Origin of the sequence: Aquincola tertiaricarbonis (assembly GCF_023573145.1) — a bacterium.
Lineage (GTDB): Bacteria > Pseudomonadota > Gammaproteobacteria > Burkholderiales > Burkholderiaceae_C > Aquincola > Aquincola tertiaricarbonis_B.
In genome coordinates this window covers 1509024-1523165 of record NZ_CP097635.1, presented here as the reverse complement: position 1 = coordinate 1523165, position 14142 = coordinate 1509024, and the positions used below count along the sequence as shown (strand labels likewise).

Genomic DNA, 14142 nt, shown 5'->3' with positions numbered 1-14142 from the left:
TTCGCCATGAGCCTCCTGCCCGCCTTCGCCTTGCTGGACGACCGTGATGCCACGCCCGAGCGGCCGGCGAGCCGCTTGTACGAAGACCTGGCGCACGAGCATCTGTGCACCGACCCTGCCACGCTGGACACCACCTGGGCCCAGGTGGAAGCCGACCAGCGCGCCGGCCTGCATGCGGTGCTGCTGGCCGACTATGAATGGGGCGCCAAGCTGCTGCAGGCCGGCCATGCCGCGCTGCCGGCCGACGATGGCTCGGCGCTGCGCGTGCTGATGTTCCGCAGCCTGCGCCGTCTTTCGCGCGACGAGGTGGATGCCTGGCTGGCCGAGCGTGAAGGCCAGCCCGAGCCCGGCCCGGCCGGCGTGGCCGGCCTGCAGGCCAGCGTCGACCGCGAGGCCTTCATCAAAGCCATCGGCCGTGTGCACGAGGCCATCCGCGCGGGTGAGACCTACCAGATCAACTACACCTACCGCCTGCACGGCCAGGCCTACGGCCATCCGCTGGCGCTGTTCCGCCGGCTGCGGCAGCGGCAACCGGTGTCGTATGGCGCGCTGATCGTCGCGGGCGATGGCGAGGTGGTGCTGAGCTGCTCACCCGAGCTGTTCCTGCGGCACGAGGCGGGCGTGCTCACCGCCCGGCCGATGAAGGGTACCGCGCCGCGCATCGCCGCGCCCACCCGCGGCCCGGAGGGTGACAGCGAAACCGCGCGCCTGCTGCACGAGGACATCAAGAACCGCGCCGAGAACCTGATGATCGTGGACCTGCTGCGCAACGACCTCGGCCGCGTCGCGCAGACCGGCTCGGTGCGCGTGCCGGCGCTGTTCTCGATCGAGCCTTACACCACGCTGTTCCAGATGACCTCCACGGTGCAGGCCCGGCCGCGGCCCGGCCTGGGCTTTGCCGAGCTGCTGCGCGCCACCTACCCGTGCGGCAGCATCACCGGCGCGCCCAAGCACCACACCATGGAGCTGATCGCCGGCCTGGAGACCACGCCGCGTGGGCTGTATTGCGGCGCCATCGGCTGGGTGGATGCGCCGGCCGAAGGCGCCACGCTGGGCGACTTCTGCCTGTCGGTGGCCATCCGCACGCTCACGCTGGGGCCCGAGCGGCGCGGCCTGCGGCCGGCCCGCCTGGGCGTGGGCGCCGGCATCGTGCTCGACAGCGTGCCGGAAGACGAATTCGAGGAATGCCGGCTCAAGGCCCGCTTCCTTACCGGGCTGCCGCCGGGCTTCGAGCTGTTCGAGACGATGCGCTTCGAGCCGGCCACCGGCCTGCAGCAGCTCGACCGCCACCTGGCCCGGCTGCGCGCCAGCGCGGGTGCGCTGGGCTTTGCGCTGGACGAGGCGCAACTGCAGGCGGCCATCGCCACGGCCCAGGCGCTGACCGAGCCCGCCCGCGTGCGCCTGGCGCTGGCCCACGATGGCCGCGTGGGCCTGACGCATGCACCGCTGGCGCCGCTGCCGGCCGGCCCGGCCGGGCTGTTGATCTCGCCGCAGCGCCTGCCCGACGCGCAGCCGCTGGCCGCCTTCAAGACCACGCTGCGCGCCCATTACGACCAAGGCGTGCGCGAGGCCGAAGCGGCCGGCGGCTTCGACAGCCTGTTCTTCACGCAGGACGGCCGGCTGGTGGAAGGCGGGCGCAGCTCGGTCTTCGTCAAGCTGGCGGGCCAGTGGTGCACGCCACCGCTGGCCGATGGCGCGCTGCCCGGCGTGATGCGCGGCCTGTTGCTGGAAGACCCGGCCTGGGCCGCCACCGAACGCACGCTCATGCTGCCCGACCTGCTGGCGGCCGAGGCCATCGTGGTGTGCAACGCCTTGCGCGGGGCGCTGCCGGCCTGCCTGATGGCGCAGCCCGCAGCGGCCGAGCCGGGTGCGGCCGTGCCCGCTGCGCTGCAGGCCGCCTGAGGCCGCCGCGCCATGCGCCTGGCGCTGTTCGACCTCGACCACACGCTGATCCCCTTCGACAGCGGCATGGCCTGGACCGGCTATCTGGCCGACCGCGGCGTGCTGCCCGCCGATGCGCCCGACACCTACCTGCGCTGGTGCCAGCGCTACGTGGCCGGCCAGGCCAGCATCCACGACGTGCACCGCGCCACCGTGGCGCCGCTGGCCGCGCTGGGCCGGCCGCGGCTGCAGGCGTTGCTGCAGGGCTTCGAGCAGGCCATGGCGCCGCGGCTGCCGCCCGACATGCGGGCGCTGGTGGCCGAGCACCAGGCCCGCGGCGACCTGTGCGCCATCGTCACCGCCACCACCCGGTTCGTGGCCGAGCCCTTTGCGCGCCTCTTCGGCATCGGCGAACTGCTGGCCACCCAGCCCACGCTGGATGCCGATGGCCTGCCCGACGGCGGCATCGACGGCGCACCTTGCCATGGCCCGCACAAGCCCGCCCATGTGGAAGCCTGGCTGGCCGGCCGTGGCCAGCGCCTGGCGCAGTTCAGTCTCAGCTTCTTCTATTCCGACTCGGCCAGCGACCTGCTGTTGCTGGAGGCCGTCACCCATCCGGTGGCGGTGCGGCCGGACGCACGGCTGCAGGCGCAAGCCCAGTTGCGCGGCTGGCCGATTCGTGGAGTCCGTCACCCGCCGCTGTAACAGAGATCAAGGTCGCCGTCATTCTGCCGACAAACCGTCAGAAATGACGTGAGAGCCTTGATGTCCAGCATGACGAGCGCGGCAGCTGCTGCCGCCCCCCGGTCCTTGCCGGTTGCCGACGCGCGCGGCGCCGATGGTTTTTTTGCCCACCACGGCCCCTGGGCGCCAGGCGTGCGGCTTTTTCGGCGTCTGCGCTTCAGCGGCAAGGCGGTGCTGGTGTCGGTGGCCTTTCTGGTGCCCCTGGTCCTGCTGATGGTGTCCTATCTCCAGGGCGTGGGTGAATCGCTCAGCTTCACCCGCAAGGAACTGGCGGGCGTGCAGATGCTGCGCAAGATCGAGCCCTGGCTGATCGAGGTGCAGAAGCAGCGGCGGCGCGTGCTGTCCGGTGAGATGCCGCGGCCCGACATGGCCGCCATCGAGCAGCTGATGCGGCCGGTGCAAGCCCTGGTGCAGGCGCGGCCCGAAGGCGTGGACGCCGCTGCCACGGTGGCCCAGGCCCTGCAGGCACACCAGGCGCTGGCCCAGGCCGCCGATGCGCCCGGCCAGGTCGCCCAGCGGCTGCAGGCCTATGTGGACGCGCTGCGCTCCATGCGCAGCTCGGTGCTCGATGTCTCCGGCCTGTCGCTGGACCCCGAACAGGCCACCTACTACCTGATGACCGCATCCGCGCTCACCGCCCCCGAGCTGATCGAGGGCATCTCGCGCAGCCGCGGCCTGTCGGGTGCGCTGGCCCGCGAGGGGGCCACGCCCGCGGGCGTGCGCGACTTGTACGCCGCCTGGTACACGGCCGCCAAGGCCGTCGACGGCCTGACCGACGACCTGCGGCGCGCGGCGCAGGCCGAGCCCGAAGTGGCCACCCGGCTCGATGTCGAGGCGGCGGTCAAGCCGGCCCGCGCCTTCCTGGACGCGGCTGCCAAGCCGTGGTTCGGTGAAGCCTTCCAGGCCGATGTGCAGGCGTTGAATCCCACGGGCCAGGCCGCGGTGGATGCGCTGCGCAAGCTGTCGGCCGAAGGCACGGTGATGCTGGAAGAGCTGCTGCGCGACCGTGAGGCGCGTGTGCTGCTCAACCGCAACCTCACGCTGGCCTTCACCGCGGGCTCGCTGCTGCTGGGCATGTACCTGTTCTACGCCTTCTACCTGGTGATGAACGGCGGCCTGGGCGAGGTGCGCCGCCACCTCAAGGCGATGACCGCCGGCGACCTGACCACCATGCCGCGCCCCTGGGGCCGCGACGAGGCTGCTTCGCTGATGCTCACGCTGGCCGAGATGCAGGCCTCGCTGCGCGGCATCGTGGGCGAGGTGCGCCATGCGTCGGACGCCATCGTCAACGCCAGCAGCGAGATCGCCGATGCCTCTCACGATCTGAGCGTGCGCAGCGAGCAGGCCGCGGCCAACCTGCAGGAATCGGCCGCCGCGATGGACGAGATCTCGGCCACGGTGCAGAACACCGCCGTCAGCGTCAAGCGCGCGGCGGACATGGCCGTGGGCAATGCCGAGACCGCGGGTGCAGGCGGCCGCACCATCGAGGAGGTGATCCGCACCATGGGCGGCGTGCAGTCCTCGTCTCAGCGCATCGGCGACATCATCGGCACCATCGACGGCATCGCGTTCCAGACCAACATCCTCGCGCTGAATGCCGCGGTGGAAGCCGCCCGGGCCGGCGAACAAGGCCGTGGCTTTGCCGTCGTGGCCGGTGAAGTGCGTACCCTGGCGCAGCGCAGCGCCGAGGCGGCGCGTGAAATCAAGGGCCTGATCTCGGCCAGCGTTCAGCGCGTGGACGAAGGCAGCAGCGTCGTCGGTCAGGCGGGCGTGCGCATGAGTGAACTGGTGGACACCGCCAGCCGCATGCGCGAGCTGATGACCGAGGTGCTGACCGGCACCGGGCAGCAGAGCACCGGCGTGGCCGAAGTGGGCGCGGCGCTGCAGCAGCTGGACCAGCAGACGCAGCAGAACGCCGCGCTGGTGGAAGAAACCGCTGCCGCCGCCAGCACGCTGCGCCAGCAGGCCCAGGGCCTGGCCGAGCGCGTGGCGCGCTTCAAACTGCCAGTGTGAGCTCAGCCCGCGCCGGCGCTGCTGCCTTGCTGCAGAAAGTGCTGGCGCACGGCGGCGGGGTCGGTGCCGGCGGCCAGCACGGCTTCCTGCAGCTGCTCCAGCGTCACGCCGAACAGTTCGCACCAGTAGGTGACGTTGCCCGGATCGTCGGTGTCCACGGTGGTGGGGGTCGGGTCCTCGGGCGGGCCGGCGGTGCGGTCGGTCATGGAATCTCCAGGCGTTGTGCAGCCTGCGGCAAAGGCCGTGCCGCACCCGGTGGCATGATCCCGCGCCGTGCCTTATCCCGAAGTCCTTGTCCTGCTGGGCGTGCTGTCGGTCGCCACCGGGTGCGCCCACGGGCTGGCACGGTGGCGCCCGCCACCACCACCCGCGCCCTTTGCCGCCATCGATGGCCTGCGTGGCTACCTGGCGTTGATGGTGTTCGTGCACCACGGCGCGGTGTGGTGGGGCTACCTGCCAACGGGTCAGTGGCAACAGCCGCCCTCGCGGCTGATGAACAACCTGGGCGAAGGCAGCGTCGCGCTGTTCTTCATGATCACCGCGCTGCTGTTCGGCCACAAGCTGCTGCAGGCGCGCGGGCAGCCCATCGACTGGCTGCGGCTGCTGGTCTCGCGGGTGCTGCGGCTGACGCCGCTGTACCTGGTGGCCATGGCGTGCCTGTTCACGCTGGTGGCGGTGGTCAGCGGTGGCCGCTTGCAGTCGCCCCTGCCACAGGTCCTGCTCGACGCGTTGCGCTGGCTGCTGTTCGCGATTCCCGGTGTGCCCGACCTCAACGGCGTGACCGCGACGTATGTGATGGTGGCTGGCGTGGTGTGGTCGCTGACCTACGAGTGGGCGTTCTACGCCGCGCTGCCCTGGCTGGCCATGGCGCTGGGCCAACGGGTGGGTGCGCGCTGGCTGCTGGCGTCGGCCCTGCTGCTGGCCACCATCGGGCTGCTGGCGGCGTGGCAACACCTGCTGCAGCTGCGCTACCTCGTGCCCTTCATGGCCGGCCTGGCGGTGTGCGGGCTGGTGCGCTGGCCGTGCTTCGTGCAGCGGGCGCGCGGGCGGGTGGCCACGCTGCTGCTGCTGGGGCTGCTGGCCACCGGTTTCCTGGCGCGGCCCTGGGTCTACTCGCCGGTGCCCATGCTGGCGCTGGCGGGCGCCTTCGCGCTGCTGGCGGCCGGCAACGACTTGTTCGGGCTGCTGCGCAGCCGTGCGGCGCGCACGCTGGGCGAGATGTCGTACGGCCTGTACCTGCTGCACGGCTTGCTGCTGTACACGCTGATGCGCGTGATGACCGATGCCCGCGGCTGGTCGGCCGGGGCTTTTGCGCTGGCGCAGCTGGCCCTGGTGCCGGTGCTGGTGGGCCTGTGTTTCGCGGCCCACCGGCTGGTGGAGCGGCCGGCCATGCAGCGGGTGGATGCGGCCACGGGGCGGCTGCGGTCGCCGCGCCGCCGGCAGGCGGATCTCAGCTCACCACGGCTTCGCTGATCATCATCACCGGCTGCAGGTCGGTGTAGTTGGGAATGTCGCCCAGGATCTCCTGCGCCTTGGGGCCGAAGGCGGTCTGGAAGGCGTCCACCGACTCGAAGAACAGCGAGCAGGTGCCCACGTAGGGCGGCGGCGACCCGGGCGCGCCGCCCGACAGGCCCTTGTCCACCGTGTAGCGCAGGCAGGCCGGGCCCAGCTTGTCCTGCACCATGGGCATGTGCTTGTCGCGGTAGTAGTCGTGGTCGAAGCGCGCCCCGGGCGTGTGGGGGTACATCACGGTCACCTTGATCATCGAATGTCTCCTGCTCAGGCGGCCGACAGGGCCGCACCGCTCGCACCATAAGCGCCGCCATCCGGTGGCGCATCGGGCGCCACCCGGATGCGGCCCTCAGCCCCGCCGGGCCGCCCCAAGGGACTGAGCTCCCCCTCGGGGGGCGCGAGCAACGCGAGCTTGGGGGCGAACATCAAGCTTCAATAAGGCCCCAGCGCAGCGCCACCAGCGTCAGCTCGCTCTGGTTGCTGGCGCCCAGCTTCTGCTTGACGTGGTACAGGTGGGTGCCCACGGTGCTGGGCGAGAGCTTCAGGTTCTCGGCGATCTGCGCCACGCTCAGGCCGCGGGCCAGCTGCACGAAGACACTGAACTCGCGCTCGCTCAGGCCTTCGGCCGGGCTGGTCTCGCCGGTCACGGTGGCCAGCGCCAGCGCCTGCGCGGTGGCCGGGTCCACATAGGGCCGGCCGGCACCCACGGCGGTGACGGCGGCGATCAGCGCATCGGGCGCGCTGCGCTTGCCCAGGTAGCCCAGCGCGCCGGCCTTGAGCGCACGGCGCGGATGGGCCGTGTCTTCATGGGCCGAGAGCACCAGCACCCGCGCCTTGGGGTCCTGCGCCAGCAGGCGGCGCAAGGCTTCCAGGCCGCCCATGCCGGGCATCGAGAGGTCCATCACCACCACGTCGGGCCGGGCCTGCGCATAGTCGGCGCAGGCCTGCTCACCGGTGTCGGCCTCGGCCACCACCTCGATCTGGGCATCGGCCAGCAACATGCGAAAGCCCATGCGCACCAACGCATGGTCGTCCACCAGCATCACCCGCAGCAGCGGCGTCATCGTGTCTCCATCGGCAGGCACACTTCCAGCCGGGCACCGCGCCCGGGTGCCGGCAGCAGGGCAAACCGCCCGCCCAGCCCTTCCACCCGCTCGGCCAGCCAGCGCAGGCCATAGTGGCCGGGCGCGCCCGGCAGCTGTGTCGGGCGGCCGGCGGCCGGCGCGGGCGGTGGACCGGTGCCGTCGTCGGTGACCTGCAGCCGCAGGCCTTGCGCGTCGCGCCGCAGGTCCAGCGTGATGTGGCGTGCCTGGCCATGGCGCAGCGCATTGGTCACGCCTTCCTGCGCGGCGCGATACAGCGCCAGCGCGGTGTCGGGCGGCACCGGTTGCTCGTCCAGCGCCACGTGCAGGTCCAGCCGCAGCTCGCGCTGGGTGCGGCGGGTGCGCTCGGCCAGGTCGTCCAGCGCCTCGGCCAGGCCGAAGCGGTCCAGCACCAGCGGCGCCAGCCGCGGGATGATGCCGTGCATCGCGTCATAGAGGCGCGAGCATTCATCGGCGATCAAGCGGGCCGCCTGCTCGGTGGGTGCGTCCTTGTCCTTGCTGCGCTGGGCGATGGAGGTGGCCATGCTGCGCATCGCGGTGACCGACTGGCCCAGCTCGTCGTGCAGCTCGCGCGCGATCATGCGACGCTCCTGCTCCACATGGCGTTCCACCCAGCGCGCCAGCTCGCGGCTGTCGGACAGCTGCATCTCGGCCCGCACGGCGCGGCGCTCGGTCTCGATGTGGTCTTCCAGCTGCGCCACCATGCGGTTGAAAGCGGCGCCGATGGCCGCCGCCTCCACGCCCGGCAGGCGCGGCAGCTGCACGCCGAAGCGGCCGGCTTCCACCTCGCCCAGCGCCCCCACGATGCGGGCGAAGGGCCGCACCGCCCGCCCCACCAGCCAGAACACCAGCGCATTGACCACCGCCAGCAAGGCCAGCGCGGAGCCCACCATCACGCTGGCGCTGTCCCAGGCGTCGATGATGGCGCGCGAGGCATTGGCCCGCACCACCAGCTTGCCGTCCGGAAAGCCGATGGACTGCTCGTCGGGCGGTGGTGACACCAGCCGCTCGAACCAGTCCGGCGCGTCGCGGCCGGCCTTGTAGGGTGAGGGCGGCGAGTGGTACAGCTCGTTGCCCTGCGCGTCCAGCAGCGTGATGTCGTTGGAGCGCACACGGCCCACGCCTTCCAGGAAGGCGCGCATGGCCGGCGTGCCCTGGGCCGCATAGAGCCAGGCGGTGCGCTTGAGCAGCTGGGCTGCCACGCGGTTGGCGGCCACCACCTCCTCGCGCACCGATTCCTGCATGTTGCGCAGCTGCAGCGCCATCACCGCGGTGACGAACAGCAAGGTCAGCGCGCTCACCAGCAGGTTGATCTTGAGGCGAAGGCTCAAATGGGGCACCCTCCCGCTACGCGGGATCCCTCCGAGAGGGAGGCCCGCCGTCTTCGGGCCGCCGGGCGGCGGCGGGCCGCCCTGCGTCTTCGAGCGTTGTTGCTTCGGCCAGGGCCACCGCCATCGCCGCCAGCATGGCCGGGTGCGTGGGGTCGTGGCCCGCGCCTTCGGCCCAGTGCAGCCGGGCCTGCGGCAGCCGCTCGGCCAGCAGGCGGGCGCCGTCGGGCGGGCAGATGCGGTCGGCTGTGCCATGCACCAGCTGCACCGGCAGCCGGCGCAGCGGCGCCAGCCGGTCCGCCAGCGGCGGGTGCTGCAGCCAGCAGCCGGCGTGCAGGTAGTGCGCCTGCACGGCATAGCGCTGCACCAGCGTGGCCAGCGCTTCGCCTTCCGGCGGTGGCGCCGCGGTGCCGGTGGCGCGGCGGGTTTCCAGCTGCCACCACGCGCGGGCGATGGCCTGGCGCTCGCCGGCATCACCCGCCGCGGCCAGGAAGGTTTCCACCAGCGGCATGAAGGGCTGCATGTCGGCCGGCCGCGCCAGGAAGGCGCTGCGCAGCAGCAGGCCACACACCGCGGCGGGTTCAGCCAGCGCATAGGCCAGCGCCAGCGTGGCGCCCCAGGAGCCGCCCAGCACCCACCAGCGCTCGATGCCCAGCGTGCGGCGCAGCAGCGCCAGATCGGTCAGCAGGTGGGCGGTGGTGTTGTGCTCGGTGCTGCCGGCGGGCAGGCTGCGGCCGGCGCCGCGCTGGTCCAGGCCGATGACGTGCCAGCGCGCGGGATCGAGGCTGCGGTACAGCGCCGGGCCCAGCCCTGAGCCGGGGCCGCCGTGCAGCAGCAGCAAGGGCGGCGCGCTGGGGTGGCCCCACTGCTGCACGTGCAGCTGGTGCCCGTGCGAAGCCGCCAGCATGAACTGCCGGAACGGCGGGGGACTGAGGGACTGCAGGACGTCGGGCACACCCCCATCGTATCGGCCCCAACCCCTAGCTGGGTTCATGGAAATCATGAAGGGGGATTCATGCTCACCCGGCTGGCCGTCCGGCGCGCCAGCCCCGACCATGCACCACGGGGCGCGAAAGTGCCTCCGCAGTGGCCAACCGGCGCTGCGCCACCGGAGAAAGGAGCCCCCTATGAACATGCAATGGCAAACCCCAGCGGCGATCGACTGGCGTTTCGGCTTCGAGATCAGCCTGTACGTCGCCAACCGCTGACGGTGCCCGGTCGCCGCGCGTGAAGTTGTGAACCACCTTCTGCCCGTGGCGACCCCTCATTCTTTCCCGACGACTGCCCACCATGCGCATCACGGTGCTCGGCTCCGCCGCCGGCGGCGGCTTTCCGCAGTGGAACTGCAACTGCCGCAACTGCGCCGGCCTGCGGGCCGGCACGCTGCGAGCCCAGGCGCGCACGCAGTCGTCCATCTTCATCCGGCCCGACCAGGGCGCGGACGGCGTGCTGTTCAACGCATCGCCCGACCTGCTGGCGCAGATCCGCGCCAACTCCGAGCTGCAACCCGGCCGCGGCCTGCGTGATTCGGCCATTGCCGGCGTGGTGCTGATGGACGGGCAGATCGACCATGTGACGGGCCTGTTCATGCTGCGCGAGCGTTCGCGCCCCGCGCCCGAGCGGCCCGGCGGCCGCGCGCCCGACCCGCTGCCGCTGTGGTGCACCGACGCCGTGGAAGAAGACCTGACCCATGGCAACCCGGTGCTGCGGGTGCTCAGCCACTATTGCGGCACCGCGCGCCAGGCCATCGCGCTGGACGGCACGCCCTTCAGCGTGCCGGGCGCCGACGGCCTGCAGTTCAAGGCGCTGCCGCTGGACAGCAAGGCCGCGCCCTATTCGCCCCACCGCGACAGCGGCGAGCCCGGTGACAACATCGGCATCACCGCCATCGACCAGCGCAGCGGCCGGCGCCTGTTCTACGCGCCGGGGCTGGGCGCCATCACGCCCGCGGTGTTCGATGCGATGGCCAGCGCCGACGTGGTGATGGTGGACGGCACCTTCTGGACCGACGACGAGATGATCACCACCGGCGTGGGCCCGCAGCGGGCACGCGCCATCGGCCACCTGCCGCAAAGCGGGCCGGGCGGCATGCTGGAAGTGCTGGGCCGGCTGCCGGCCAGCACCCGCAAGCTGCTCATCCACATCAACAACACCAACCCGATCCTGGACGAGGACTCGGCCGCGCGCGCCGAACTGGCGCGCGCCCGCGTCGAGGTGTGCGAGGACGGTATGCAGATCACGCTGTGAGCATCGCGATGACCGCCACCATAGAGACCGCCTGGGACCGCGTCGAGTTCGAGGCGCAGCTGCGCGCCAAGGGCAAGGCGTACCACATTCACCACCCGTTCAACGTGATGCTGAACACCGGCCATGCCACGCCGGAACAGATCCGCGGCTGGGTGGCCAACCGCTTTTACTACCAGATCGCGATCCCCATCAAGGACGCGGCGGTGATGAGCAACTGCACCGACCGCGAGGTGCGCCGCGGCTGGGTGCAGCGCATCCTGGACCACGACGGCTTCGAGCTGACCGGGCCCGAGGGCACGGTGCGCGACCCCGGCGGCATCGAGGCCTGGCTGCGCCTGGCCGAGGCCGTGGGCCTGTCGCGCGAAGAAGTGCTCGACCTGCGCCACGTGGTGCCGGCGGTGCGCTTTGCGGTGGATGCGTACGTCAACTTCGCGCGCCGCGCGCCCTGGCAGGAGGCGGTGTGTTCCTCGCTCACCGAGCTGTTCGCGCCCGAGATCCACAAGCAGCGCTTGGCCACTTGGCCCGAGCACTATGGCTGGATCGAGCCCGGCGGCCTGAGCTACTTTCGCAACCGCGTCAGCCAGGCGCGTCGCGATGTGGAGCAGGGCCTGGCCATCACGCTGGACCACTTCAGCACCCGGCCGCTGCAGCAGCGTGCGCTGGAGGTGCTGCAGTTCAAGCTCGACATCCTGTGGGCGATGAACGACGCCATGGCCACCCGCTACGGCGTGCAGGGGGTGGCATGACGGCCGTGACCCCCGAGACCGTGCCGCGCGTGGCGCCGGGCTTTCGGCTGCAATGGGAGCCGGCGCAGAACTGTCATGTGCTGCTGTACCCCGAAGGCATGGTCAAGCTGAACCAGAGCGCCGGCGAGATCATGAAGCGCTGCGACGGCGCCAAGCCGCTGGCCGCGATCGTGGGTGAGCTGGAGCAGGCCTTCAACGCCCAGGGGCTGCAACCCGACGTCATCGCCTTCGTCGAGATGGCGGGCAAGCAGCGGTGGCTGGCGTGGAGCTGAAGCCCCCGCCCACGGTCGGTCCGCCGCTGTGGCTGCTGGCGGAACTCACCTACCGCTGCCCGCTGCACTGCGTGTTCTGCTACAACCCGGTGGACTACGCCACCCAGGCCGACGAGCTGGACACCGAAGGCTGGTTGCGCGTGCTGCATGAAGGCCGCGCGCTGGGCGCGGTGCAGTGCGGCTTTTCGGGCGGCGAGCCGCTGCTGCGCGACGACCTGGAAGTGCTGGTGGCCGAGGCCCGCAAGCTGGGCTACTACACCAACCTGCTGACCAGCGGCGTCGGCCTGACCGCCGCGCGCGCCGAGGCGCTGAAGGCCGCCGGGCTGGACCATGTGCAGCTGTCGTTCCAGGACTCCACGCGCGAGGTGAACGACTTCCTCTCGCACACCAAGACCTTCGCGCTCAAGTACCAGGTGGCCGGGCTCATCAAGGCGCAGGGCTGGCCGATGGTGATGAACGTGGTCATCCACCGCCTGAACATCGACCACATCGACCGCATCATCGCGATGGCCGACGAGCTGGGCGCCGAGTACCTGGAGCTGGCCAACACGCAGTACTACTCCTGGGCACTGGAAAACCGCGAGCACCTGCTGCCCACCGCCGCGCAGCTGCGCCAGGCCGAGGCCACCACCGCCCGCTGGCGCGAGCAGCTGGGCGAGCGCATGCGCCTCTTTTTCGTGGCGCCCGACTACCACGACGGCCGGCCCAAGAAGTGCGTCAACGGCTGGGGCAGCATGTTCCTCACCGTCGCGCCCGACGGCACCGCGCTGCCCTGCCACACCGCCCGCATGCTGCCGGGCCTGGCCTTTCCGAACGTGCGCGAGCACTCGCTGCGGCACATCTGGTACGAGAGCGAAGGCTTCAACCGCTACCGCGGCACCGGCTGGATGAAGGAGCCCTGCAGCAGCTGCGACCAGCGCGAGCAGGACCTGGGCGGCTGCCGCTGCCAAGCCTACATGCTGGCGCAGGACCCCGCCGCGGCCGACCCGGTGTGCCCCAAGAGCCCGCACCACGGCGTGGTGGCGCAGGCGCTGGCGCGGGCCGAGCAGCCCGGCGGCGGCGTGGTGGAGCGGCCGCTGGTGTTCCGCGATGCGGCCACCTCGCGCCGGCTGGCGCAGGCCGCACCCCCTGGCTGACCCCCTGACGGCGGCGCCCCGGCCCGGGGTATAACCGGCGCAGGCAGGCGTCAGGCTAGGGGTCGTTTGTGAAGCCAACCATCCTGATCGTGGACGACAACACCGAGAACCTGATGGTGCTCGGCGAGCTGCTCAGCCCCCACTACCGTGTGCGGGCGGCCACCACCGGGGCCCGCGCGCTGGAGCTGGCCCAGCTGCAGCCTCGGCCGGCGCTGATCCTGCTGGACGTGATGATGCCGGGCATGAGCGGCTACGAGGCGCTGGACCGGCTGCAGGAGCAGGACGAGACGCGCCAGATCCCGGTCATCTTCGCCACCGCGATGAGCGACGTCGAGGACGAGCACCGCGGCCTGTCGCTGGGGGCGGTCGACTACATCACCAAGCCGCTGCGCCCGGCCATCGTGATGGCGCGTGTGCGCACCCACCTGGAACTGGCCGCCGCCCGCCAGCGGCTGCAGTGGCGCAATGCCTCGCTGGAAGCGGAGGTGGACCGCCGCGAGTGCGAGAACCGCGTCATCCAGGACGTGAGCATGCGGGCGCTGGCCCGCGTGGCCGAGACCCGCGACCAGGAAACCGGCAACCACATCCTGCGCACGCAGGACTACGTGCGGCTGCTGGCCACGCTGGTGTGCGGGCATCCCCGCTTCGCCGACGAGCTGGCGCCGCACTGCATCGACCTCATCGTCAAGTCGGCGCCGCTGCACGACATCGGCAAGGTGGGCATCCCCGACCGCGTGCTGCTCAAGCCCGGCAAACTGAACGATGAGGAGTGGGCGCTGATGAAGACCCATGCCCGCCTGGGTGGCGAGGCCATCCAGCGCGCGGTGGCCGACATGCAGGAGCCGGTGCCCTTCCTGCGCTTTGCCAGCGACATCGCCACCCACCACCACGAGCGCTGGGACGGCCAGGGCTACCCCGACGGCCTGGCCGGCGACGAGATTCCGCTGGCCGCCCGCATCATGGCCGTGGCCGACGTGTTCGACGCGATGATTTCGCGACGCGTTTACAAGGCGCCGATCGACTTCGGCCGCGTGCGCGAGGTGATGGCCGCGCAGCGGGGCGGCCAGTTCGACCCCGACCTGCTGGACGCCTTCCTTACCCACTACGACCGGTTCTGCGACATCGCGCGCGCCCGGCCCGACGAGGCGCTGGCTTGACGT

General features: G+C 71.5%; 14 protein-coding genes. 9 read left to right on the top strand and 5 right to left on the bottom strand.

All coding sequences use genetic code 11. The annotated features are described in order from the left end of the window. The first annotated feature begins 6 nt into the window (after positions 1-6). The 3 genes from pabB to MW290_RS07020 all read left to right on the top strand — a co-directional run bounded on the left by pabB (position 7) and on the right by MW290_RS07020 (position 4638). On the top strand, positions 7-1902 hold the full coding sequence (gene pabB, locus MW290_RS07030; RefSeq protein ID WP_250196538.1) for an aminodeoxychorismate synthase component I: 1896 nt from the start codon (positions 7-9) through the stop codon (positions 1900-1902). Positions 1903-1914: 12 nt separating this feature from the next. Continuing rightward, positions 1915-2586 (top strand): HAD family hydrolase, encoded by a 672-nt coding sequence (locus MW290_RS07025; protein WP_250196537.1) that lies wholly within the window; start codon positions 1915-1917, stop codon positions 2584-2586. A 105-nt stretch (positions 2587-2691) separates the two neighbouring features. After that, on the top strand, positions 2692-4638 hold the full coding sequence (locus MW290_RS07020) for a methyl-accepting chemotaxis protein (protein WP_250196536.1): 1947 nt from the start codon (positions 2692-2694) through the stop codon (positions 4636-4638). A gap of 2 nt (positions 4639-4640) precedes the next feature. On the opposite strand, the gene MW290_RS07015 is transcribed toward MW290_RS07020, so the two are convergent. Next, positions 4641-4844, bottom strand: a complete 204-nt coding sequence (locus MW290_RS07015; protein WP_250196535.1) for a DUF3606 domain-containing protein — start codon at positions 4842-4844, stop codon at positions 4641-4643. Between the two features lie 67 nt (positions 4845-4911). On the opposite strand from MW290_RS07015, the gene MW290_RS07010 reads away from it, so the two are divergent. Then, positions 4912-6111 (top strand): acyltransferase family protein, encoded by a 1200-nt coding sequence (locus MW290_RS07010; RefSeq protein ID WP_250196534.1) that lies wholly within the window; start codon positions 4912-4914, stop codon positions 6109-6111. On the opposite strand, the gene MW290_RS07005 is transcribed toward MW290_RS07010, so the two are convergent. The 4 genes from MW290_RS07005 to MW290_RS06990 form a co-directional block, all read right to left on the bottom strand. Next, on the bottom strand, positions 6089-6403 hold the full coding sequence (locus MW290_RS07005) for an EthD family reductase (protein ID WP_250196533.1): 315 nt from the start codon (positions 6401-6403) through the stop codon (positions 6089-6091). The genes MW290_RS07010 and MW290_RS07005 overlap by 23 nt on opposite strands. A gap of 172 nt (positions 6404-6575) precedes the next feature. After that, positions 6576-7214 carry a response regulator gene (locus tag MW290_RS07000; RefSeq protein ID WP_250196532.1) on the bottom strand — a complete coding sequence of 213 codons (639 nt, stop codon included), beginning with the start codon at positions 7212-7214 and terminating at the stop codon, positions 6576-6578. Beyond that, a complete protein-coding gene (locus tag MW290_RS06995; protein ID WP_375142822.1) occupies positions 7211-8593 on the bottom strand; it encodes an ATP-binding protein in 1383 nt (460 codons plus the stop codon). Before MW290_RS06995 ends, MW290_RS07000 begins: the two co-directional genes overlap by 4 nt. Before the next feature lie 7 nt (positions 8594-8600). Continuing rightward, a complete protein-coding gene (locus MW290_RS06990) occupies positions 8601-9536 on the bottom strand; it encodes an alpha/beta fold hydrolase (protein WP_250196530.1) in 936 nt (311 codons plus the stop codon). A 335-nt stretch (positions 9537-9871) separates the two neighbouring features. Here MW290_RS06990 and pqqB point away from each other — a divergent pair, with 335 nt between their 5' ends. From pqqB to MW290_RS06965, 5 genes are all read left to right on the top strand, one after another. Beyond that, positions 9872-10828 carry a pyrroloquinoline quinone biosynthesis protein PqqB gene (gene pqqB / locus MW290_RS06985; protein WP_250196529.1) on the top strand — a complete coding sequence of 319 codons (957 nt, stop codon included), beginning with the start codon at positions 9872-9874 and terminating at the stop codon, positions 10826-10828. Between the two features lie 8 nt (positions 10829-10836). Continuing rightward, positions 10837-11574, top strand: coding sequence for a pyrroloquinoline-quinone synthase PqqC (gene pqqC / locus MW290_RS06980; RefSeq protein WP_250196528.1), 738 nt, complete (start codon positions 10837-10839; stop codon positions 11572-11574). Then, a complete protein-coding gene (gene pqqD / locus MW290_RS06975) occupies positions 11571-11846 on the top strand; it encodes a pyrroloquinoline quinone biosynthesis peptide chaperone PqqD (RefSeq protein WP_250196527.1) in 276 nt (91 codons plus the stop codon). Before pqqC ends, pqqD begins: the two co-directional genes overlap by 4 nt. After that, the gene (gene pqqE / locus MW290_RS06970) at positions 11837-12982 is read left to right on the top strand and encodes a pyrroloquinoline quinone biosynthesis protein PqqE (RefSeq protein WP_250196526.1); all 1146 of its coding nucleotides are present in this window, start codon (positions 11837-11839) and stop codon (positions 12980-12982) included. Before pqqD ends, pqqE begins: the two co-directional genes overlap by 10 nt. Positions 12983-13050: 68 nt before the next feature. Continuing rightward, complete coding sequence (locus MW290_RS06965) at positions 13051-14139, top strand: response regulator (protein ID WP_250196525.1); 1089 nt, start codon at positions 13051-13053, stop codon at positions 14137-14139. Positions 14140-14142: the final 3 nt, after the last annotated feature.